General features: G+C 72.4%; 18 protein-coding genes. 11 read left to right on the top strand and 7 right to left on the bottom strand.

Annotation, left to right across the window (positions count from 1 at the left end; all coding sequences use genetic code 11):
- The first annotated feature begins 39 nt into the window (after positions 1-39).
- From FJK98_RS31365 to trpS, 4 genes are all read left to right on the top strand, one after another.
- A complete protein-coding gene (locus tag FJK98_RS31365; protein WP_145922233.1) occupies positions 40-387 on the top strand; it encodes a MoaD/ThiS family protein in 348 nt (115 codons plus the stop codon).
- A complete protein-coding gene (locus FJK98_RS31360) occupies positions 384-1,598 on the top strand; it encodes a cytochrome P450 (RefSeq protein ID WP_145922232.1) in 1,215 nt (404 codons plus the stop codon). The genes FJK98_RS31365 and FJK98_RS31360 overlap by 4 nt, the downstream gene beginning before the upstream one ends.
- The gene (locus FJK98_RS31355) at positions 1,595-2,608 is read left to right on the top strand and encodes a 2-dehydropantoate 2-reductase (RefSeq protein ID WP_145922231.1); all 1,014 of its coding nucleotides are present in this window, start codon (positions 1,595-1,597) and stop codon (positions 2,606-2,608) included. The genes FJK98_RS31360 and FJK98_RS31355 overlap by 4 nt, the downstream gene beginning before the upstream one ends.
- A 157-nt stretch (positions 2,609-2,765) precedes the next feature.
- The gene (gene trpS / locus FJK98_RS31350) at positions 2,766-3,881 is read left to right on the top strand and encodes a tryptophan--tRNA ligase (protein WP_145922230.1); all 1,116 of its coding nucleotides are present in this window, start codon (positions 2,766-2,768) and stop codon (positions 3,879-3,881) included.
- Positions 3,882-3,977: 96 nt separating this feature from the next.
- On the opposite strand, the gene FJK98_RS31345 is transcribed toward trpS, so the two are convergent.
- Entirely contained in the window at positions 3,978-4,829 is an 852-nt protein-coding gene (locus FJK98_RS31345) for an SAM-dependent methyltransferase (RefSeq protein ID WP_228542883.1), read from the bottom strand.
- 533 nt (positions 4,830-5,362) lie between these two features.
- On the opposite strand from FJK98_RS31345, the gene FJK98_RS31340 reads away from it, so the two are divergent.
- The 5 genes from FJK98_RS31340 (at position 5,363) to FJK98_RS31320 (ending at position 11,916) form a co-directional block, all read left to right on the top strand.
- Positions 5,363-6,427, top strand: a complete 1,065-nt coding sequence (locus FJK98_RS31340; protein ID WP_145922229.1) for an SMP-30/gluconolactonase/LRE family protein — start codon at positions 5,363-5,365, stop codon at positions 6,425-6,427.
- Positions 6,428-6,458: 31 nt separating this feature from the next.
- On the top strand, positions 6,459-8,174 hold the full coding sequence (locus FJK98_RS31335; protein ID WP_145922228.1) for a PQQ-dependent sugar dehydrogenase: 1,716 nt from the start codon (positions 6,459-6,461) through the stop codon (positions 8,172-8,174).
- 279 nt (positions 8,175-8,453) lie between these two features.
- The gene (locus tag FJK98_RS31330) at positions 8,454-9,566 is read left to right on the top strand and encodes a ricin-type beta-trefoil lectin domain protein (protein ID WP_145922227.1); all 1,113 of its coding nucleotides are present in this window, start codon (positions 8,454-8,456) and stop codon (positions 9,564-9,566) included.
- A 139-nt stretch (positions 9,567-9,705) separates the two neighbouring features.
- Complete coding sequence (locus FJK98_RS31325; protein WP_370516953.1) at positions 9,706-11,010, top strand: cellulose binding domain-containing protein; 1,305 nt, start codon at positions 9,706-9,708, stop codon at positions 11,008-11,010.
- A 180-nt stretch (positions 11,011-11,190) separates the two neighbouring features.
- Positions 11,191-11,916, top strand: a complete 726-nt coding sequence (locus FJK98_RS31320; protein WP_145923092.1) for a response regulator transcription factor — start codon at positions 11,191-11,193, stop codon at positions 11,914-11,916.
- Here FJK98_RS31320 and FJK98_RS31315 read toward each other — a convergent pair.
- From FJK98_RS31315 to FJK98_RS31300, 4 genes are all read right to left on the bottom strand, one after another.
- Entirely contained in the window at positions 11,835-12,710 is an 876-nt protein-coding gene (locus tag FJK98_RS31315; RefSeq protein WP_145922226.1) for a polyphosphate polymerase domain-containing protein, read from the bottom strand. The two genes, FJK98_RS31320 and FJK98_RS31315, sit on opposite strands and share 82 nt — an antisense overlap.
- A complete protein-coding gene (locus tag FJK98_RS31310) occupies positions 12,707-13,300 on the bottom strand; it encodes a DUF4956 domain-containing protein (protein ID WP_145922225.1) in 594 nt (197 codons plus the stop codon). The genes FJK98_RS31315 and FJK98_RS31310 overlap by 4 nt, the downstream gene beginning before the upstream one ends.
- Before the next feature lie 159 nt (positions 13,301-13,459).
- Positions 13,460-14,851, bottom strand: a complete 1,392-nt coding sequence (locus FJK98_RS31305) for a carbohydrate-binding domain-containing protein (RefSeq protein ID WP_145922224.1) — start codon at positions 14,849-14,851, stop codon at positions 13,460-13,462.
- Between the two features lie 276 nt (positions 14,852-15,127).
- Positions 15,128-16,108, bottom strand: a complete 981-nt coding sequence (locus FJK98_RS31300) for an NAD(P)-dependent alcohol dehydrogenase (RefSeq protein ID WP_145922223.1) — start codon at positions 16,106-16,108, stop codon at positions 15,128-15,130.
- A 113-nt stretch (positions 16,109-16,221) separates the two neighbouring features.
- Between FJK98_RS31300 and FJK98_RS31295 the strand changes: the two genes are divergently transcribed.
- Together FJK98_RS31295 and rph are read left to right on the top strand one after the other, a co-directional pair.
- Positions 16,222-16,929, top strand: a complete 708-nt coding sequence (locus FJK98_RS31295; protein WP_145922222.1) for a TetR/AcrR family transcriptional regulator — start codon at positions 16,222-16,224, stop codon at positions 16,927-16,929.
- Positions 16,930-17,304: 375 nt separating this feature from the next.
- The gene (gene rph, locus FJK98_RS31290) at positions 17,305-19,920 is read left to right on the top strand and encodes a rifamycin-inactivating phosphotransferase (RefSeq protein WP_145922221.1); all 2,616 of its coding nucleotides are present in this window, start codon (positions 17,305-17,307) and stop codon (positions 19,918-19,920) included.
- A 57-nt stretch (positions 19,921-19,977) separates the two neighbouring features.
- On the opposite strand, the gene FJK98_RS31285 is transcribed toward rph, so the two are convergent.
- Together FJK98_RS31285 and FJK98_RS31280 are read right to left on the bottom strand one after the other, a co-directional pair.
- Complete coding sequence (locus tag FJK98_RS31285) at positions 19,978-20,208, bottom strand: ferredoxin (protein ID WP_145922220.1); 231 nt, start codon at positions 20,206-20,208, stop codon at positions 19,978-19,980.
- Positions 20,205-21,431, bottom strand: coding sequence for a cytochrome P450 (locus FJK98_RS31280; RefSeq protein WP_145922219.1), 1,227 nt, complete (start codon positions 21,429-21,431; stop codon positions 20,205-20,207). The genes FJK98_RS31285 and FJK98_RS31280 overlap by 4 nt, the downstream gene beginning before the upstream one ends.
- Positions 21,432-21,479: the final 48 nt, after the last annotated feature.

The raw sequence follows: 21,479 nt of genomic DNA, 5'->3' as shown, positions 1-21,479 counted from the left end.
CGGTGACGTCAGGAATTCTGTCCAGGAGGGAACCCAGTCATGCCCGAACCTGCCCACGGCACCGGCGCACCGTCGCCGGCGCCCGTCGTGACCGTCAAGGTCCCGGCGGCCTTCCACGCGCTGACCGGGGGTCGGCGGCTGTTCTCCGTCGAGGGCGACAGCATCCACGAGGTGCTCGTCCGGCTCGACCGCGCCGCCCCGGGACTGCTCGACAAGATCGTGGACGGGGACCAGCGGGTCAAGCGCTACGTCAACGTCTACCTCAACGACGACGACATCAGGGGTCTCGACGGTCTGGAGACGAAGGTCGGCCGGGACGACCTGGTCTGGATCATCCCGGCGGTGGCCGGCGGCAGCGGCGAGCCGGGAGGTCGGGGGTCACGATGACGGAGGTGCTGCCCACGACGTACTTCACCGATCCGGGGGACTCGCCCCACGCGGCGACGACGGAACTGCGCTCCCGGTGCCCGGTGCACCGGATGGACGTCCCGCCCGGTGCCGAGGCGTACGCCGTCCTCGCGAACCGGGTCGTCGAGGAGGCGTTCGGCGACCCGCGCCTGTCCAAGCAGATCGAGAACCTGCCCGCCCACTACCGGGACAAGGCGGCGACCAACAGCCTGCTGGTCGTCGGCAACCTGGGCTTCGCCGACCCGCCGAAGCACACCCGGCTCAAGAAGCCGATCAGCCGCGCGTTCCTGCCCGCCGTGGTCGCCCGGCTCCGGCCGCGCGTCCAGGCCGTCGTCGACGACCTCATCGACGCGTTCCCCGACGGCGGCGAGATCGATCTGGTGACCGCGTTCGCGCTGCCGCTGCCGCTCATCGTCATCTGCGAGTACCTGGGTATCCCGGTGCAGGACCGGCCGCTGTTCCAGCGGTGGAGCTACGTGCTCAGCCAGGACCCGTTGCAGCACGCGGAGACCGAGCTGAAGGCGGCGAGCGACGAGTTCGCCGACTACTTCACCGCCCTGGTGGCGCAGCGCCGGGCGAACCTCGGCACCGACCTGCTGAGTGAACTCGTCCGGGCCCGGGACGACGACGCGCTCACCGACCGGGAGCTGTTGTCGACGATCCTGCTGCTGATCATCGCCGGGCACAAGACGGTCGCGAACATGGTCGGCAACGGCACGCTGCTGCTGTTGCGGCACCCCGACCAACTCGCGATGCTGCGCGCCGACCCGGGCGGAATCCCCGGGGCGATCGAGGAGATCCTGCGCTACGAGGGGTCGGCGGCCTGGGCCTCGCTGCGGGTCGCCACCCGGGACATGTGCCTGGGCGGGGTGGACATCCCCCGGGGCAGCTTCGTGCACCTCTCGCTCTCCGCCGCCGGTCACGATCCCGAGGTGTACGACGACCCGGAACGGTTCGACGTCACCCGTTCGCCGAACCGGCACCTGTCCTTCGGTCACGGCACGCACTTCTGCATCGGGGCCCCGCTGGCCCGGCTCCAGGGCGAGATCGCGTTCTCCACCCTGCTGCGCCGCCTGCCGGACCTCGCCCTCGCGGTGCCCGCCGAGAAGGTCGTCTGGCTGGCGGACAGCTCGCTGAGCCGGGGCCTGGAGGCGCTTCCCCTGCGCGTCGGAAGGCGGCTGCCCCGATGACGGCCCGACCGCAGGTGGATGCCGGGGCGGGCCGTACCGACGCCGGGCCGACGGGCGGGGACGGCACGCCGGCCGGCGCGGGCATCGCCGTGGTCGGGGCCGGCGGCGTGGGCGGGCACCTCGGTGGCCGCCTCGCCGCCGCCGGGCACGACGTCCGGTTCCTCGCCCGGGGTACGACCCTCGCCACGCTGCGCCGCACGGGGCTGCGGGTCACCGGTGCCGCGGGGGACTGGGTGGCCCCGGCGCTGCGGGCGTCGGACGACCCGCACGACCTCGGCCCCGTCGACTACGTGCTGCTCTGCGTCAAGACCCCGCAGCTGCCCTCCGCCCTGGACGCGCTGGCCCCGCTCGTCGGTACGGACACCGCGGTGGTCACCGTGCAGAACGGGGTCGAGGCGCCGGAGCAGGTGGCGGCCCGGATCGGCCGTGCCCGGGTGCTGCCCGGCCTGGCCCGGGTGGTCGCCACCCCCGTCGCGCCGGGCGAGGTGCGCTACCACGGTCCGCCGGGGGCGCTGGGCTTCGCGGAGTGGGACGGCGGCGCGTCCGACCGGGTGACCCGACTGCGCGCGCTGCTGCGCGGGGCAGGGGTGGACGTGCTGGAACCGGGCGACATCTGGGCCGCGCTGTGGGCGAAGTTCCTGTTGGTGGTGCCGGTCGGCAGCCTCGGCGCGGCCACCGGCGGGGCGACGGTCGGTGAACTCCGTTCCCGCCCCGGCACCCGCCGGATGCTGGTCACGGGCATGCGCGAGATATACGAGACCGGAATTGCGCTCGGAATCGCGTTGCCGCCGGACGCGCTGGATACGGCGGTGGCGCTGATGGACCGGCAACCGGCGGACAGCACCACCTCCCTGCAAAGGGACATCCTCGCCGGGAGACTGTCGGAGTTCGATGCCTGGACGGGTGCCGTCGTCCGACTGGCCGGGCGGGCCGGGCATCCGGTGCCGCTGCACGGGATGCTGCACGAACTGCTCGCCACGCGCATATCCCGGACCGTCGGCGACGGGTGAGGACCGTCGTCCGCCCCGTGCGGGGTAACGGCCGAGGTCAGTTCGCCCGGTGTGCTCCGACGCCCGGGTCCGCCGTTTCGGATCGGGCTCCCTTTGCCGTTCCCCGAAGCGCGGACCGTGCAATCATGGCGTCGAGACCGACCCTTCAGGAGATCCTGTGAATACCGCCGTACCCCAGACCGAAGACGCCGGTGCCGCCGCCTCAGCCGGGCCGACCGATGCGCTCGGGACGTCCGCCGCGCAGGCCCGCAGCGCCGTGCTGGAGGAGCTGATCCGCAAGGACCCGGGGCAGTTCCGGGTGCTCACCGGTGACCGTCCCACGGGCCGCCTGCACCTCGGTCACTTCTTCGGCACACTGCACAACCGGGTCCGGCTCCAGGAACTCGGGGTGGAGCTGTTCGTGGTCATCGCTGACTACCAGGTCCTCACCGACCGCGACGTGGCGGACAATCTGCTCCAGCACGTCGAGGAACTGGTCCTGGACTACCTGGCCATCGGGGTGGACCCGGCCCGCAGCACGATCTTCACGCACGGTGCGGTCCCGGCACTCAACCAGTTGATGCTGCCGTTTCTCAGCCTCGTCTCGGTGTCGGAACTCAACCGCAATCCCACCGTCAAGGACGAGATTTCGCACTCGCGGCAGTCCGCCGTCAGCGGGTTGATGTTCACCTATCCCGTCCACCAGGCCGCCGACATCCTGTTCTGCAAGGCGAATCTGGTTCCGGTCGGCCAGGACCAGCTTCCGCACCTCGAACTCACCCGGACTATCGCCCGTCGTTTCAACGACCGGTACGGTGCCGGTTCGGCGGTGTTCCCCCAGCCCGACGCGTTGTTGTCGAGCGCCCCGCTGCTGCTCGGCACGGACGGCACCAAGATGAGCAAGAGCCGGAACAACGCCATCACGCTCGCCGCCACCGTCGACGAGACCGCCCGGCTGGTCAAGGGGGCGAAGACGGACTCGGAGCGGCACATCAGCTACGACCCGGCCACCCGCCCGGAGGTGTCGTCGCTGCTGCTGCTGGCGGCCCTGTGCCAGGGGCGCAGCCCGGAGCAGGTGGCCGCCGACATCGGGTCGGCGGGGGCTGCGGCGCTCAAGAAGGTCGTCACCGAGTCGGTCAACGAGTACCTGGCCCCGATCCGGGCCCGCCGGGCCGAGTACGGGCAGGACCGGGCCCACCTGCGGGCCATCCTGGGCGAGGGTAACGAGCGGGCGCGGGCGGTCGCCGACGCCACCCTGGCCGAGGTCCGGGCGGCGATGAACACCTGCTACTGACGCCGGCCGTGCCGGTGGCGCGCCCGGGGAGCCTGCCGCCGGCCGGGCCGGCCCCCGGGTGGGGACCGGTCAGGTCGCCGACGGCAGCGCCCGTGCTCAGGCCTTGCGGGCCACCCCGCCGACGATGGTGTGGTAGGTGGCGGTCTGCCTGGTGTCCTCCTCGCCGTCCGGGTGCCACTCGGCCAGCGGGACCAGCCCGGGCGGGACCAGCTCCAGGTCGCCGAAGAAGCCGAGGATCTCGTCCCGGGTGCGCCACCGGCCGGTGCCGAGCGTCTCGTTGAAGACCTTCTCCACCGCCCGCGCCTTCGCCGAGACCTCCGGCTGGGCCGCACCCGGGTCGTAGAAGTGCGAGATGGCCAGGTAGCTGCCGGAGGGGAGGGCGTCGATCAGCCGGCGGGCCACCCCGGCGGGATCGTCGTCGTCGTGCAGGTGGTGCAGGATCGCCAGGAGCAGCAGCCCGACCGGCTGGTCGAAGTCGATCAGCTTGCGTTCGCGCAGCTCCGCCAGCAGCTCGTCCGGCTGCCGGACGTCGGCGCCGACCACGGTGGTGGTCCGGGCGTCCGCGAGCAGGGCCCGCCCGTGGGCGAGGGCCATCGGGTCGTTGTCCACGTAGACCACCCGGGCGTCCGGGTCGACCTGGTGGGCGATCTCGTGCACGTTGCCCCGGGTGGGTAGGCCGGAGCCGAGGTCGAGGAACTGGCGGATGCCGGCTTCGGCGGCCAGGTAGCGGACCGACCGGCGCAGGAAGGCCCGGCAGGCCCGCCCGGCCTCCGGACCGTCCGGGGTGACCTGCATCGCCATCTGGGCGGCGTGCCGGTCGACCGCGAAGTTGTCCTTGCCGCCGAGGTAGTAGTCGTACACCCGGGCGATGCTGGGCCGGGTGGTGTCGACGCCCGGCGGCGCCGCCTTGTCGCTCGTCAACGCTTCGATCCCTCCGAACAGGGCCATGGTCGGTGAATACTGGCGGGGAGACCACGACACCCATGGCTGCCGAACCGGTGCCGGCCACGACGTGGCCGGATCTGCCCTGAGGGTAGATGAGCGCGCTCCCAACGTCGATTCCGCCTCTGTCGGTAATGCGGCAGGTGGGTGCGAATCGGGACCGTCGGTGCGTTCCGTGGCCCGTTCGGGCTCCACAGTCGACCTGTCCATGATGGGCGGCGGCGGAACGTTGTGCCGGCGGCGGCGACGGGTCATCCCGGACCGGCCGGACGGACCCGGGGTCATCCATCGACCAGCCCCGATCAGCATGTGGACTCCGTCGGCGGTCGGCGTCCGGGTGGTGTCCGGTAATCCGACTACATTGACCAGCATCTTAGTAAGAAATCCGGATCATTGCCGGGATCGGCGGATCGTCACCCATGCGGTGCGGTGGTTCCTAATTTATGCTGCCCCATGATGCATCGATACCGGTAGATCAGTTCCGGTGCCACCCCGCGACCGCCGACCCCGGCGGGTCCGTTCGCCGATCGGAGTTCCCGATGGTCCTGCACCCGGCCGCCACCGCGCTGGCCAGCCTCCTGCTCGCCCTGCCCGCCGCCGTCCCGGCGGGCCCCGGCACCGCGCCCGCGCCGTCCCTGCGGGCCGCACCGTCGGCCGGGCAGCCCGCCACCCTGGCCGGCCCGCCCGGTGCGCCACCCGGCGTCTGCCCGTCCGGCACCGGCTACGGCCCGCCGTTGCCGTCGACCTCGGTCACGGCCACGAAGATCCGTGGCGGCTTCGCGTTCCTGGAGGGGCCCGTCTGGATCGCCGACCGGGGCTACCTGCTCTTCTCCGACATGGCCGCGCCGACCGGGGCGGAGAACGTCCAACCGTCGACGATCCGGCGGTTCACCCCGCCGGCCACCTTCGACACGTTCCTCGGCAACGCCGGCAGCAACGGGCTCGCGCTCACCCCCGACGGTCAGCAGCTCGTCGCCGCCACGCACGACCAGCGCAGCGTCTCGACGTACCGGCTCGACAACCTGGCCCGGGGGGTCGTCGCCGGCAACTACCAGGGCCGGGCGTTCAACTCGCCGAACGACGTGGCGGTCCGCTCCGACGGCGTCGTCTACTTCACCGACCCCAACTTCCAGCGGGGCAACCGCCCCGACCAGATGAGCGGGCGGACCAGCGTCTTCCGTGTGTCCAACGGCCAGGTCTCGCTGGTCGACGACACGCTGCGCCAGCCCAACGGCATCGCGCTCTCCCCGGACGGCGGCACCCTCTACGTCGGTGCCTACGGCGAGAACAAGATCTACAAGTACGTCGTCCAGCCCGACGGCAGCACCGGCGCCCGCAGCGTGTTTGTCAACTACGTCGGCGGCCCGGACGGCGGCACGATCGACTGCGCCGGCAACGTGTACTGGGCTTCGGGCGGTGACGGGCTCGTGCACGTCTACTCGCCCACGGGCAGTCAGCTCGGCACGATCCGGTCCGGCTCCAGCGGCACCACCAACGTGGCGTTCGGCGGGTCCGACCGGCGCACCCTCTACGTCACCTCGGGCCGGACGAACGACTCCGGCCTGTACAGCGTGCGGCTCAACGTGCCCGGCTACCCGTACTGACCCACCAGGCTTCCAGAAAGGGACCTATCGCGTGCGAATCAGTCTTCGTCATCCCCGCCGCCTCGCCGGCCTCGCGCTGCTGACCAGCGCCTGTACCGTCCTGGCCGGCGCGCCCGTCACCGCCGGCCCGCCGACCGCGCCGGCCGGGAGGGCGGTCGCCCGGGCCGCCGCCGACACCCGGCCGCCCACCCCGCCGACCAACCTGCGCAGCACCCGGCTGACCTGCCAGTCCGTCACGCTCGCCTGGTCCGCCGCCCGGGACGACGTCGGCGTCGCGTACTACGACGTCTACCACGACGGCCAACTGGTCACCTCGGTCGCCGGCGGCACGCTCACCGCCACCCTCACCGTCGCGCAGGGCGTCACCTGGGGGTGGTACGTCAACGCCCGGGACGCCGCCGGCAACGTGTCGCAGGCCAGTGCCACGCTCACCGTGACGCCGCCGTTCTGCCAGTCGGACACCCAGCGGCCCACCACCCCGACCAACCTCGCCGCCACCGCCAACGGCACCGACGTGACCCTGACCTGGACGGCGTCCACCGACAACGTGGCGGTCACCCGGTACGACGTCCTGCGCGGCGGGGTGACGGTCGGCTCGGTCACCGGCACGGCCGCCAACCCGCCGGCGACCTCGTTCACCGACACCGGGCTGACCGCCGGCACCGAGTACCGGTACACGGTCGTCGCCCGGGACGCGCAGGGCAACGCCTCGACGGCGAGCAGCGCGGTGACCGTGCGCACCGGGTCGGCCTGCACCAGCGCGGTCTGCGGCACGACGGTGGTCACCACCGAACGGGACCTGCCGTGGGGGCTGGTGCAACTGCCCGACGGCACGGTGCTCTACGGCCGGCGCGACCTGTTCGACGTGGTCGCGATGAACCCGGACGGCAGCAACAAGCGCAGCATCGGCACGGTGCCCAACGTGGCCGGCACCAACGGCGAGGGCGGGGTGCTCGGGCTGGCCGTGTCGTCGAGCTTCACCACGGACCGGTGGCTGTACATCTACCACACCACCACGACCGACAACCGGATCGTCCGCATCCGCTACGACGGCACGTTGCAGACGGGCACGGTGCAGGTGCTGGTCACCGGCATCCCGCGCAACAAATACCACAACGGCGGGCGGCTGCGTTTCGGCCCCGACGGGATGCTCTACGCCGCCACCGGCGACGGGCAGAGCCCGGACCGCGCCCAGGACGTCAACGACCTGGGCGGCAAGGTGCTGCGCATCCGCCCCGACGGCACCGTGCCGTCGGACAACCCGTTCGGCAACGCCGTGTGGAGCTACGGGCACCGCAACCCGCAGGGGCTGGCGTTCGACTCCCGGGGCCGGCTCTTCGAGCAGGAGTTCGGTAACAACGTCATGGACGAGACCAACATCATCGTCCGGGGCGGCAACTACGGGTGGCCGGCCTGCGAGGGCACGGTGGGGGCCTGCTCCGACCCGAGCTTCGTCGCCCCCGTACGCACCTATCCGGTGGCCGAGGCGTCGTGCAGCGGCCTGGCCATCGTGCGGGACGTGCTCTACCTCGGCTGCCTGCGGGGCAACCGGATGTACCGGGCGGTGATCAGCGGGAACACCCTCACCGACGTGCAGCAGTTCTTCGTCGGCACGTACAGCCGGCTGCGCACCGTCGAGCCGACCCTCGACGGGAACCTGTGGCTGACCACGAGCACCGGCGGTGACAAGGACAGCATCCCCAACAACAGCAACGAGCGGATCCTCAAGGTGACCCTGGGCCGGTAGCCCGGTTCCCCGGCACCCGCCCCCGGCCCAGCCGGGGGCGGGTGCCGGGTGTGGACCAGGTCGGCGACAAGAATTTACAATGGTCGTTGTTAACGCTCACAAACCGTCCCAGTGCCGAGGGCGTGGTGGTGCCGAAGCGGCGACCGGCGTGACGGTGGGTCCGGGTGGCCGCAGGTCGCCGTACCCGCCGGCCGGCCCGCCCGGACGTGTCGCCAGACCACCATGGCGGCCGACCGGCCACGTTCCCGGCCAGCTCCACCGAACCAGGGGAGAAAGTCCATGCGAACGAGGGCACGATGGCTCGCGGCGCTCGCCGTACTCGGCGTCATGACCGCCGGGGTGGTGACACCGACCGGCCCCGCCCACGCCGAATCCAACGGCGGGGTACGGGTGATGCCGCTCGGCGACTCCATCACCGAGGGCACCCAGGTGCCGGGCGGCTACCGGATCGGGCTCTGGCAGCGCCTGGCCGCCGGCCGGTACACGATCGACTTCACCGGGTCGCAGTTCAACGGGCCGGGCAGCCTCGGTGACCACGACCACGAGGGGCACCCCGGCTGGCGCATCGACCAGATCGACGCCAACATCGTCGGCTGGCTGAACAGCCAACGGCCGCAGACCGTGCTGCTGCACATCGGCACCAACGACATCCTCCAGAACTACAACGTGGGCACCGCGCCGAACCGGCTCTCCACCCTGATCGACCGGATCACCACCACCGTGCCCACCGCCGAGGTGTTCGTCGCGCAGCTCATCCCGCTGTCCAACAGCAACCAGGAGGCCGCCGTCCGGACCTTCAACGCGGCGATCCCCGGCATCGTGTCGAGCAAGGTGAACGCCGGCAAGCGGGTCCACCTGGTCGACATGCACAGCGCACTCACCACCGCCGACCTGATCGACGGCATCCACCCCACCTCCGGCGGCTACGACAAGATGGCCGCCCGCTGGTACAGCGCGATGCAGTCGGTGCCCGGCAGCATCGGCAACCCGGGCAACAGCGGCGGACAGACCACCACCATCGTGGGCACCCCGTCGGGCCGGTGCGTCGACGTGCCCGGTTCCGCCACCACCAACGGGCTCCAGGTGCAGCTCTGGGACTGCCACGGCGGCACCAACCAGCAGTGGACGTACACCTCCGGCCGGGCGTTGACCGCGCTCGGCAGCAAGTGCCTGGACGCCGCCGGCTACGGCACCACCCCGGGCACCCAGGTCACCACGTACGACTGCCACGGCGGAACGAACCAGCAGTGGAACGTCAACGCCAACGGCACCATCACCGGCGTGCAGTCCGGCCTCTGCCTCGACGCCAACGGCGGGGCCACCGCCAACGGCACGAAGCTCGTCCTGTGGACCTGCAACGGCCAGGCCAACCAGCAGTGGAGCCGGCGGTGACCCGCGCCGACCTGCCCGAGGCAAGGAGAATCCAGAAGTGAGCCTGTCAACAGCGCAAGACCCGGCCCGGGGGGCCGCACACCGGACACGGTCCGTAGGCCGGAGCCGGGCCGTCCGCTGGCTGACCGCCGGGCTCGCGGTGGTTCTCGGGCTGGCGGTGTCGGCCACGCCCCGGGACGCGGCTGCGGCGGACAACCCGTACCAGCGGGGTCCCGATCCGACCCCGGCTAGCGTCGCCGCCACCCGGGGGCCGTTCGCCACCACGCAGGCGACCGTGCCGGCGGGCAACGGCTTCAACGGCGGGTTCGTCTACTACCCGACCGACACCAGCCTGGGCACCTGGGGTGCGGTGGCGATCGTGCCCGGGTACTCGGCCCTGTTCGCCAACGAGGAGGCCTGGATGGGCCCCTGGCTGGCGTCCTTCGGGTTCGTGGTGCTCGGGATCGAGACCAACAGCCGCACCGACGGCGCCGACGCGCGGGCCACCCAGTTGCTCGCGGCGCTGGACTACCTCACCCGGACCAGCCCGGTGCGCACCCGGGTGGACCCGAACCGGCTCAGCGTGATGGGCCACTCCGCGGGTGGGGCCGGCACCCTGCTGGCCGCGCTGCGGCGGCCGTCGCTGAAGACCGCGGTCGGCCTCGCCCCCGGTACGCCGGGCAACAACCTGAACATGTCCACCACCCAGGTCCCGACCCTGCTCCTGTCGGGTCAGAACGACGGCACCGTCACCCCGTCCTACGTGCAGGGCATCTACAACACGCTGCCGGCCGGGGTGGAGCACGCCTGGGCGGAGCTGGCCGGCAACGACCACCTGTCGTTCACCCGGTCGAACCCGACCGAGATGCGGCTGCTGATCCCCTGGCTCAAGATCTTCCTGGACAACGACACCCGCTACACGCAGTTCCTCTGCCCGCTGGCGGACAGCACCGGCGTCTCCCGCTACAGCTCCACCTGCCCCCTGGTGCCCCCGGGCGGCCCGACGACGCCCCCCACCACCACCCCGCCCCCCACCACTCCGCCCCCCACGACCCCACCGCCCACCACCCCACCGCCCACCACCCCACCGCCCACCACCCCACCGCCCACCACCCCACCGCCCACCACCCCACCGCCCACCACCCCACCGCCGACGACCCCGCCCGCCGGCACCGCCTGCACCGCGACGTACCGCACGGTCGGCTCGTGGTCCGGTGGCTTCCAGGGCGAGGTCACGGTGACCGCCGGCAGCACCGCCGTCAACGGCTGGACCGCCCGCTGGCAGCTGGGCGGTGGCCAGAGCATCAGCCAGGTCTGGAACGGCACGCTGAGCACCAGCGGCACGACCGCGACCGTGCGCAACGTCGCCTACAACGGCACGCTCGCCCCCGGCACCTCGACGACCTTCGGCTTCCTCGGCACCGGCACGCCGACCAGCCCGTCGCCGACCTGCACCAGCCCCTGACCGCCACTGCCGCCCACCCGACGCCACGTCGGGTGGGCGGCAGTGGCGGCCGGTGACCCCGCCGACGGCACCGCCGCCGGGGAGGCGATCGTCGGCGGCCGGGATTTTGACAGCCGATCCACAGCCGACTGCGAGGCCACTGTCCATCATGTCCCGTACGAACGGTACGTGATCTCTCCGATGCCCCGGGTGCTCGTCGTGGACGACGATCCCGCGCTGCGCGTCCTGCTCTCGGCGACGTTGGGGATGCACGACTTCGAGGTCCGGGTGGCCGCGGGCGGCCGGGAGGCGCTGGTCGTGGCGGCCGACTTCGACCCGCACCTGGTGGTGCTCGACGTGATGCTGCCGGACGTGGACGGCATCCAGGTGGCGCGGAGCCTGCGCGCCGGTCCCGGCCCGGGGGTGCCGGTGCTGTTCCTCACCGCCCGCGACGAGGTGGCCGACCGCATCGCCGGGCTGGCCGCCGGGGCCGACGACTACGTCACCAAGCCGTTCAGCCTGGAGGAACTGGTGCTCCGGGTGCGGGCGGTCCTGCGGCGGTGCCGGGCCGACCAGGATGCGCGCGACGGCGGGCTGCTGCGCTTCGCCGACCTGGAACTGGACGAGGACGCGCACGAGGTGCACCGGGGCGGGCACCTGGTGCCGCTGTCGCCCACCGAGTTCAATCTGCTGCGGTTCCTGCTCGTCAACGCGGGCCGGGTGGTCAGCAAGGCGCAGATCCTCGACGGGGTGTGGCACTACCGCTTCGGCGGCGACGGCCGGATCGTCGAGTCGTACGTCCACTGCCTGCGGAGGAAGATCGACCGCTGGGACCCGCCGCTGATTCACACCGTCCGGGGCGTCGGATACGCGTTACGGCTGCCACCGGGGCCTGCGGCGGGGTCCCCTCCGACGCCGACCGGGTGAGGCGTCCCCTGCCCCGCCGCCCCGGGGGACACGGCGTGGAAGTGCCGGCGCAGGGTGCGCCGCCAGCGTCCGGCGGGCAGGGCGGGGTCGAGCGCGGCCAGTCCGGTCGCGTACTTGGAGATGGCCACCGGGCGGTGACCCTGCCGCCAGAGCAGCCGGTCGACGTGGGAGGCGGTGGAGCCGGTCTTGGTCTCGATGATCGCCAGGTCGGGCAGCGCCAGCCGACGGCCGCGATGGTCCTCCCAGCGCAGCGCGACGTCGATTGTCGCCCGGCTGGCGGTCGCCGGCAGGTAGAGCGTGCTGCGCAGGTAGCTGGTGGTGAGGGTCGGCACGAAGGCCAGGGCGGGGTCGGTGCGCAGCGCCGCGAGCACCCCGTCGACGAACGTCCGGCCGGGGGTGAGGGTGCCGCTGTCGTCGGGGCGGTAGGGCAGCCGCTCCTTGACCGTGCCGCCCCGGGTGCCCTCCGTCTTCACCTCCAGCCAGCACAGGCCGGAGTCGAGGTAGGTCCGCGTCCTGATCTTGAAGCGGCGGCGGCGTCGACGGGCGGTGAGCCGGAAGCTGACCAGGTCGGCGGTGTCGAAGTAGATCGACTCGTAGCGGAAGGCGCGCCTGCCGTCGATCTCCAGCACCTGGTCGGTGTGGTCGAGCCGGGCGAGCAGGTGCGGCAGCTCGGCGAGCGGCAGGAGGTACTTGCGGTCGAACCGGGTCTGTAGCGCGGCGCGCTCGGTCAGGTCCGCGAGCCCGATCGGCGTGAGCTGGGCCAGCGCCCCGGTGGGCGGGTCGGCGGCGGTCACCGTACGGCACCCGCGTCGACCGGCCGCCGCCCGCCGGTGGCGGTGGCCCTCGGCCGCGAGTAGCGGACGTCCACCACCGTGGTGTCGTTGACCAGGTCGACCCGCTCGACGTTGACGTTGTGCACCCGTGCGCCGAGCAGCTGCTCCAGGTGTGCGGTGAGGGCGACCGAGTCGGTGACCGCGCTGTCCAGCACGATGATGTGCCGCCGGTACCGGCGCAGCAGCCGGGGATGGTCCCCGACGAACATCACGGCGAGGATCAGCGCCGTCAGCGCGCCGACCATCCAGACCGAGGTGCCGGAGAGCGGGCCGAGGATGCCGAGCGCGAGCGCCGAGAAGTAGTACGCCACCTCGTGCTGGTCGAGTTCCGTGGAGCGGAGCCGAATGATCGACAGCACTCCGAAGAGTCCCAGCCCGAGCCCGGCGCCGACGGTGCTGCTGCTGAGTGAGCTGGCCACGGCGAAGACGCCGACGTTGACGCCGAGGTAGGCCACCACCAGATCCCGCCGTCGGTGGCGCGGGAAGTACAGCGCGAAGACGAGCAGGACCACGGCGACCAGGTCCATTCCGGCCAGGACCAAGCGCGACATATTTGCTCCTTGGGGTGTCCGCCGGCCGTTGCCGTGTCCGGCGTCCGGCGGTGGGGCATCGGATCTGGCAGTGGTGCGGCGGCGGGGCCGACGGCGGACACCGTCGACCCCGCCGGCGCGGTCCGGGACCGGCCGGTCCCGGACCGCAGGGCCCGGGGGTCAGAAGCGCCCGTACCGGCCGGCGGTGACGCCGGTCAGCACCCGGGTGGCCCCGGTGATGCTGCCGCCGGTGTAGAGACCGCCGACGTTGGTGCCGGTCACGCTGCCGCCGGTGTAGATGTCGTACCGCTGGCCGTTGGTGATCCGGTTGGACGAGAAGACGACCTCCCGGACGGTGGCCGAGGTCCGGTACGAGCCCAGCACCGTGCTGCCGGACACCACGTGCACGATGGTGTTGGCGGCCAGGTTGGCGTTGAACCGGGGAGCCACCCAGCCCTGGCCGGTGTTCGGCACCGCCTGGAACACGGCCAGCGAGGTCAGCGCCGCGCCCACCACCGTGCCGCCGGTGAAGGCGATCGGGCCGTCGGCGTCGATCGCGCCCTCGCCCCCGCCCCGGGTGCTGGAGCCCCGGGCCACCACGGTGCCCCCGGCGAAGGTGAGCGACCCGTTGGAGTCGAAGCCGTCCGTGCCGCCGGTGGCCACCACCGTGCCGCCGGTGACCTTGATGAACGCGATCGCGGACGGCTCCATGTGACCGAGGCCCTCCTCGGCGGCGTTGACCGCGTCGTCGCTGGCCACGACAGTGATGTTGCCGCCGCTGATGGTGGTCCGGAGCCCTTCCAACGCCTCGTAGGACCGGGTGACGTTGATGGTTCCGCCGGAGATGTTCAGGTCGTTCTCACCCTTGATGGCGTCGTCGGCGACCGAGGCCGTGATCGTGCCGTTGGTGATGGTGAGCACGCCCTTGCCGGCCTCGGTGTCGTTGGACTTGAGCCCGTCGCCGCCGGACGAGGTCACGGCGATCGTGCCGCCGTTGACGGTGAGCGAGTCCTTGCCCCGGATCGCGTCGTCGACCGCGTTGACGGTGATGGTGCCGGACTGGATGACCAGGTCGTCCTTGCTGACGATGCCGTCGGCGTAGTTGGCGCGTACGGTCAGCGCGCCGGTGCCGCCGATGGTCAGGTCGGCGGCGCTGAACAGGGCGGCGTCCGGCTCGCCGGCGTTGGTGTACGTCGCCGCGTCGGTGAGGTTGTTGCTGGTGCCGGCGGCCAGCGTGAGGGTGACCGCGCTGGCGTTCGTCACGTACAGCGGCGAGGAGGTGGCGTTGGTGATCGAGGCGCCGGCGAGGATGAGTTCCACGGTGCCGGTGACGGCGGTGTCGACCCTGACGTAGCCGTTGTTCAGGGTGCCCCTGATCTCGTAGGAGCCGGGCGCGGTGATGGTGACGGCGCTGCCGGCGACGGTGACGTTGCTGCCGGTGACGCTCGCGCTGGAGCCGTTGAGGGTGATGGTGGCGGTCGCGGCGGCGACGGCGGCGACGGCGAGCGGGCCGGCCAGCAGGGTGGCGGTGAGGCCGGCCAGGACGGCGGTACGGCGTGCGGTGGCTGTCATGGGGGTCCTGTTCCTCGGTGCGGGCGGAGGGGTGCGCTGGGCCCGGGCGCGGTGCGGACGCCTCGACGGCCGGCCGTCGGCAAGGTGAACGGCGGGTGAACGAGGCTTGGCATCGACGATGCTAAATGAGATTCGTCGCTCACCGACAGTGCCGGAGCGGGAAATCGAAGCGCTTTCACGATTGCCAGCTGATTGACAGGTGACACTGACGAAACTCTGAGCCGGGCGCACTTGACCGGGGAATCGGGGACCGGGCCGGATCGACCGCGGCGGCGGTCAGAGGGTGACGACCACCTTCGCGCGGGCGTGTTCACCTTCGAGGTAGGCGATGGCGCGGGGCACCTCGGACAACGGATACGTCCGGTCGATGGCCGGGGTGAGCTGGCCGGCCTCGGCGTACGCGCGCAGCGCGTCGAGGTGTTCCCGGCCGGGGGTCGCCGTCAGGACGACGATGCGCTGTCGGACGAAGGGGGCCAGCAGTCGCCCCCGGGCGAGGAGCCGGACCGGCCCGAGCAGGCTGCCGCCCCGGTACACCCCGCCGCCGGAGAGCACCAGCGTCCCGGTCGGGGTCAGGGCCCGCCGCAGCGCGCTGAGGGAACGGTTGCCGACCAGGTCGAACACCACGTCGTGCCGGCCGCCCCGGGTGAAGTCCGCCCGGGTGTAGTCGACGACGTGGTCGCAGCCGAGGGAGCGGACCAGGTCGACGTTGCGGGTGCTGCACACCCCGGTGACCGTCGCGCCGAGCGCCCTGGCGAGCTGGACGGCCAGGGTGCCGACGCCGCCGGAGGCGCCGTTGACCAGCACCCGCTGGCCGGGCGCGACCCGGGCCGCGTCGCGCAGCCCCTGTAGCGCGGTGACCCCGGCCAGCGGCAGGGCCGCCGCCTGCGGCGCGGTCAGGTTCGCCGGCCTCGGCGCGACCAGGGCGGCGGGCACGCACACGTACTCGGCGAACGCGCCGTTGGCGTCGCCGAGGTCGCCGAAGACGGCGTCGCCCGGACGCCGGTCCCGCACGTCGACGCCGACGGCCTCGACCCGGCCGGCGAAGTCACGCCCCCGGATCCGGGCCCGGGGCCGCGCCGGGCCCAGGGCCAGCCGCGCCATCCGTGGGTCGCCCCGCATCACGTGCCAGTCGTACGCGTTGAGCGCGGCGGCCTCGACCCGGACGAGCACCTCGTCGGCGGCGGGCACCGGCACGTCGACGTCGGCGAGGGTCAACGTCTCCGGCGGCCCGTACCGGTCCTGCACGATCGCCTTCATGGCTCCTCCTCAAAAGTGTACGGCGTACACCACCGTGTCTCCACGGTAGGTGTACGCCGTACACCTGTCAATGCGGTTATGGTTTCCCTCGCCGACCGAGGACGGGAACCGAGATGGCCGAGCAGGCTGAGACGCTGCGCCGGACGCCGCTGAACAGGGACCGCATCCTGCGCGCCGCCGTCACGCTGGCCGACGGGGCCGGGATCGAGTCGCTCAGCATGCGCAACCTCGCCCAGGAGTTGGGCGTCGTGCCGATGGCCCTCTACAAGCACGTGGCCAACAAGGACGAACTGCTCGACGGCATGATCGACGTGGTGGTCGGCGAGATCGAGCCGCTCACCCCGGGCGTCGGCTGGCAACCCGCGATCCGTCGGCGGGTCCTCTCGGCCCGGCGGGTGCTGCGCCGGCACCCCTGGGCGTCGCTGGCCATCGAGTCGCGGAGCATGGCGACGCCGGCCGTCCTCGACTACCTCGACTCGATGATCGGGGCGCTGCGGGCCGGCGGGCTCTCCGCCGACCTCACCCACCACGTCATGCACGCCCTGGGCAGCCGCATCCTGGGCTTCAGCCAGGAACTGTTCGACGCCTCCCGGCAGGCCGGCCGGACCGGACCGACCGCCCCGACGCCCCCCGCGCCCCTGCCGCCGGAGGTCGCGGCCCGGTTCCCGCACGTCGCGGAGATCGCCACCGCCGCCGCGCACGACACCGGCTCCGTCGTCGGGGCGGGCTGCGACGACCAGTTCGAGTTCGAGTTCGCGCTGGACCTGCTGCTGGACGGCATCGAACGGCTGCGCGCGCAGGGCTGGACGTCGGCGCACTGACCGGCTGAGATCGACACCCCGGTCACCGGCGTGTCGCGTCGCATCGCGCCCCGAGACCGATCGCCCCGGCCCCCGATATCGACAGGCGACCCGGTGGAAACGTTTTCGCCGGGCGCGTTCACCATTTCCGCGCGCGCACCATTTCCTGCTCTCCCAACATATAGCGGACGGGGGGACTTGCCGCAAGACCCGGGTCACCCCGCAGAATCGTCAGCCGTGGTCGCCACCTGCGGAAATGCATCACGACGATGCGCCGGCGGCCTCATCACCAGCGGAAGGCGAAATGATGTCCACGTACCCGACGACATATTCGGGGCCGGTGACCCGCCCTGCCGCCGTCCTGCGGCCGGGCCCGACCGTCCCGGGGTTCTTCCGATGAGCGGGCGGTACGTACGGGGGCTGCGGGAGGTCGACCCGACGCAGCGGAACCTGGTCGGCGGCAAGGGCGCCCACCTCGGTGGGCTGACCCGGCTCGACGGGATCCGGGTGCCGGCGGGCTTCTGCGTGACGACGGACGCCTTCCGGCGGGTCACCGCGCTGGCGCCGGGACTCGACGGGCAACTCGATCGACTGGCCCGGCTGGCCCCCACCGACCGGGCGGCGATCGGCACCCTCAGCGCGCAGCTCCGCCGGACCATCGAGGACGTCACCGTTCCCGACGACGTCGCGACGGAGATCACCCGTGCCCTCGAAGCGCTCGGCGAGCACGGCGGCTACGCCGTCCGGTCCAGCGCGACGGCGGAGGACCTGCCGACCGCCTCCTTCGCGGGGCAGCAGGACAGCTACCTCAACGTGGTCGGCCCGACCGCGGTCCTGCGGCAGATCAGCCGGTGCTGGGGTTCGCTGTTCACCGCACGGGCCGTCACCTACCGCCAGCGCAACGGCATCGACCACCGCAGGGTCGCGATGGCGGTGGTCGTCCAGCGGATGGTCCCCGCCGGGGCGGCGGGCGTCCTGTTCACCGCCGATCCCGTCACCGGCAACCGGCGGGTCTCCTTCGTGGAGGCCGGGTTCGGCCTCGGCGAGGCCCTGATCTCCGGGCTGGTCGACGCGGACGTCTTCCGGGTCCGCGACGACCGCGTCGTCGCCCGGACGATCGCCGCCAAACGCCACGCCGTGCGGACCACGACGACCGGCGGGACGCGGGTGGTGGCGATCGACCCGCAGCGGCAGGACCAGCCGGCGCTGACCGACCCGCAGGTCGTCCGGCTGGTGCGGTTGGGTCGGCGGATCGAGGCGCACTTCGGCCAGCCGCAGGACGTGGAGTGGTGCCTGGTCGACGACGACTTCCAGATCGTCCAGACCCGACCGGTCACCACGCTGTTCCCCGTCCCGGTGGCCGACGACACCGGCAACCACGTCTACGTCTCCGTGGGCCACCAGCAGATGATGACCGACCCGATGAAGCCCCTCGGGTACTCGATGTACCAGCTGATCGCCGCCCGGCCCATGTACGAGGCCGCCGGCCGGTTGTTCGCCGACGTGACGCCCGAGCTGGCGTCGCCGACCGGCCGCGTCGGCCTACTGGCGGCCCTGGGCAGATCCGACCCGCTGATCGGGGACGCGTTGCGGACCGTCGTCGAGCGCGGTGACTTCGTCGCAGAGGTGCCGGACGGGAAGCCCGCCGGGCCGCCGGCCGGGTCGGCGGCCCCGCCCGTCGAGACCGATCCCGCGCTGGTCACCGAGTTGATCGCCCAGATCGACGACGCCAACGCGGCCCTCCGCCGCGAGATCCGGACGAAGTCCGGGCCGGCGCTGCTCGACTTCATCCGGACCGACTTCCCCCGGCTGACCCGGATGATGATCGATCCGAGGAGCATCCCGGTCATCATGGCCGGGATGGAGGCGGTCTGGTGGCTCAACGAGCACCTTCAGGAGTGGCTCGGTGAGCGGAACGCCGCCGACCCGCTCACCCAGGCCGTCCCGCACAACGTCACCTCGGAGATGGGCCTGGCCCTGCTGGACGTCGCCGACGCGATCCGGCCGTACCCGGAGGTCGTGGCCTTCCTGCACCGGGTCGCCGAGGGCGACGACCCGGGCGACGACCTGCTGGTCGGGCTGCGACGGTACGCCGGTGGCCCACAGGCGTGCGCGGCCATCGGGTCCTGGCTCGACCGGTACGGCATGCGGGGAATCGGCGAGATCGACATCACCCGGCCCCGCTGGCGGGAACGTCCCGCCATTCTGGTGCCGCTGATCCTTGGCAACATCAGGAACTTCGCGCCGGGGGCCGGCGGGCGGCACTTCGCGCAGGGCCTGCGGACGGCGCGGGACAAGGAACGGGAGGTGCTGCAACGGCTGCGGGCCCTGCCCGACGGCGGCGCGGACAAGGCCGAACGGACCAAACGGATGATCGACCGGGCCCGGATGTTCGTCGGCTACCGGGAGTACCCGAAGTACGGCATGGTCACCCGCACCTTCGCCTACAAGCAGGCCCTGCTGGGCGAGGCGGACCGGCTGGTGGCGGCCGGTGTGCTGCGCGACCGGGAGGACATCTGGTACCTCACGCTCCCCGAACTCGACGAGGTCGTCCGTACCCACCGGGTCGACGACGGGCTCGTCCGCCGACGGATGGCGGAGCACCTGTCGTACCGGGCGCTCACCCCGCCCCGGGTGCTCACCTCGGAGGGCGAGATCGTGGCCGGGGCGTACCGGCGGGACGACGTGCCGGCCGGCGCGCTGGTCGGCCTGGCGGTCTCCGCCGGGACCGTCGAGGGTCGGGCCCGGGTCGTCCGGGACGTGGCACGGGCCGATCTCGCGCCGGGCGACATCCTCGTCACCATGTACACCGATCCCAGTTGGACGCCGCTGTTCGTCGCCGCCACCGCCCTGGTGACGGAGGTCGGCGGCCTGATGACGCACGGCGCGGTGATCGCCCGGGAGTACGGCCTGCCGGCCGTCGTCGGGGTCGTCGACGCCACCCGGTTGATCCGTGACGGGCAGCGCATCCGCGTGCACGGCACCGACGGGTACGTCGAACTCCTGCCCTGAGCGCCGCGTCCCGGCGGGCGTCGGACGGGGTGGCACCCCGCCCGACGCCCGCCGGGGTCAGTCGATCCGGATCGCGCCGGCCGGGCAGAGGTCGGCGGCCCGCCGGACGCGGTCCCGCAGCGCGACCCCCGGCGTCGGGTCGCGCAGCAGCACCAGCCCGTCGGTGTCGTCCTGGTCGAAGACCTCGGGGGCGGTCAGCACGCAGTTGCCGGCCCCGCAGCAGCGGTCCCGGTCGACGGCCACCCGCGACGTCGTCTCCCCGGACGCCTGCCGCCCTCCCGGCGTCACCAGGTCACCGGGAGGGCGTCGAGGCCGAACACGACCGAGTTGTCCCGGGTGCTCAGCTCCTGCGGGTCGACGGCCACCCGCAGGTCGGGGAAGCGGCGGGCCAGCTCCACCAGCGCGACGCGCAGTTCGGCGCGGGCGAGGGGCTGCCCGATGCACTGGTGCATCCCGAACCCGAAGGCCAGGTGCTGGTGGGCCTGCCGGTACGGGTCGAACCCGTCGGGGTCGTCGAAGACCCCGGGGTCCCGGTTGGCCAGGGAGAGCAGGGCGATGGCGCCCTCACCGGCGCGGATCAGCCGGTCGCCGATCTCGACGTCCTCGGTGGCCACCCGGAACAGCCCGGTCCGGACGATGCTGAGGTAGCGCAGCAGCTCGTCGACCAGCCCCGGGGCGACGTCGGGCCGCTCGCGCAGGATCGCCCACTGTTCCCGGTGGCGGGTCAGCAGCAGGACGCTCAGCCCGAGCATGTTGGCGGTGGTCTCGTGACCGGCGATGAGCAGCAGCAGGGCCATCCCGCCGAGTTCGTCGACGCCGAGTTCGCCCGGCTCGACGCGTTCCCGGATCAACCGGCTGAGCAGGTCGTCCGCGTCGTCGGGGCGGGCCCGCTTGGCGTCGATCAGCGACCGGAGGTAGTCCCGTAGCTCCTGGGCGGCATTCTGGAGCTGCTCGACGGGCACCTGACGGTTGAGCAGCAGCCGGCTGCGGGACTGGAAGAAGTCGTGGTCGGCGTAGGGGACGCCGAGCAGGTGACAGATCACCTTGGACGGCAGGGGCAGGGCGAACGTCGACACCAGGTCGGCCGGGGAACCGGCGGCGGCCAGGTCGGCCAGGGCCTCGGCGACGGTCTGGTGGATCAGCGGCTCGATCCGGCGGACATTCTTGATCATGAATTCGGCGGTGAGCATCCGGCGCAGCCGCAGGTGCGCCTCACCGTCCATCCGGATGAACGCCCCCTGGGAGTCCGACGTCACCTCGGGGGGCAGCGGGCGGAGCAGGGGAAAGCCGGGGCGGAGCAGATCGGAGCTGAACGCCGGGTGGCGCAGCAGCTGACGTACCTCGGTGTGCCGGGTGACCAGCCAGGCGGTGGCGCCGGTGGGAAGCTGCACCCGGGTCACCGCCCGGTCGGCGAGGGGCTGCCGTTCGGCGTCGTCGATCAGGGCGAACGGGCTGCGGACCGGGTTGACCGGCGGCCAGTGGGGCAGTTCGGTTTCCGTGGTCTGTGTCATGTGGACACTCCTGCCATGACTGTGAGTAGTCGCACCGATTCGTGACGT

Source organism: Micromonospora sp. HM134 (assembly GCF_007833915.1).
Classification (GTDB): domain Bacteria; phylum Actinomycetota; class Actinomycetes; order Mycobacteriales; family Micromonosporaceae; genus Micromonospora; species Micromonospora wenchangensis.
Note: the sequence above shows the minus strand (reverse complement) of the source record. Positions and strands in the feature narration are given on the sequence as shown.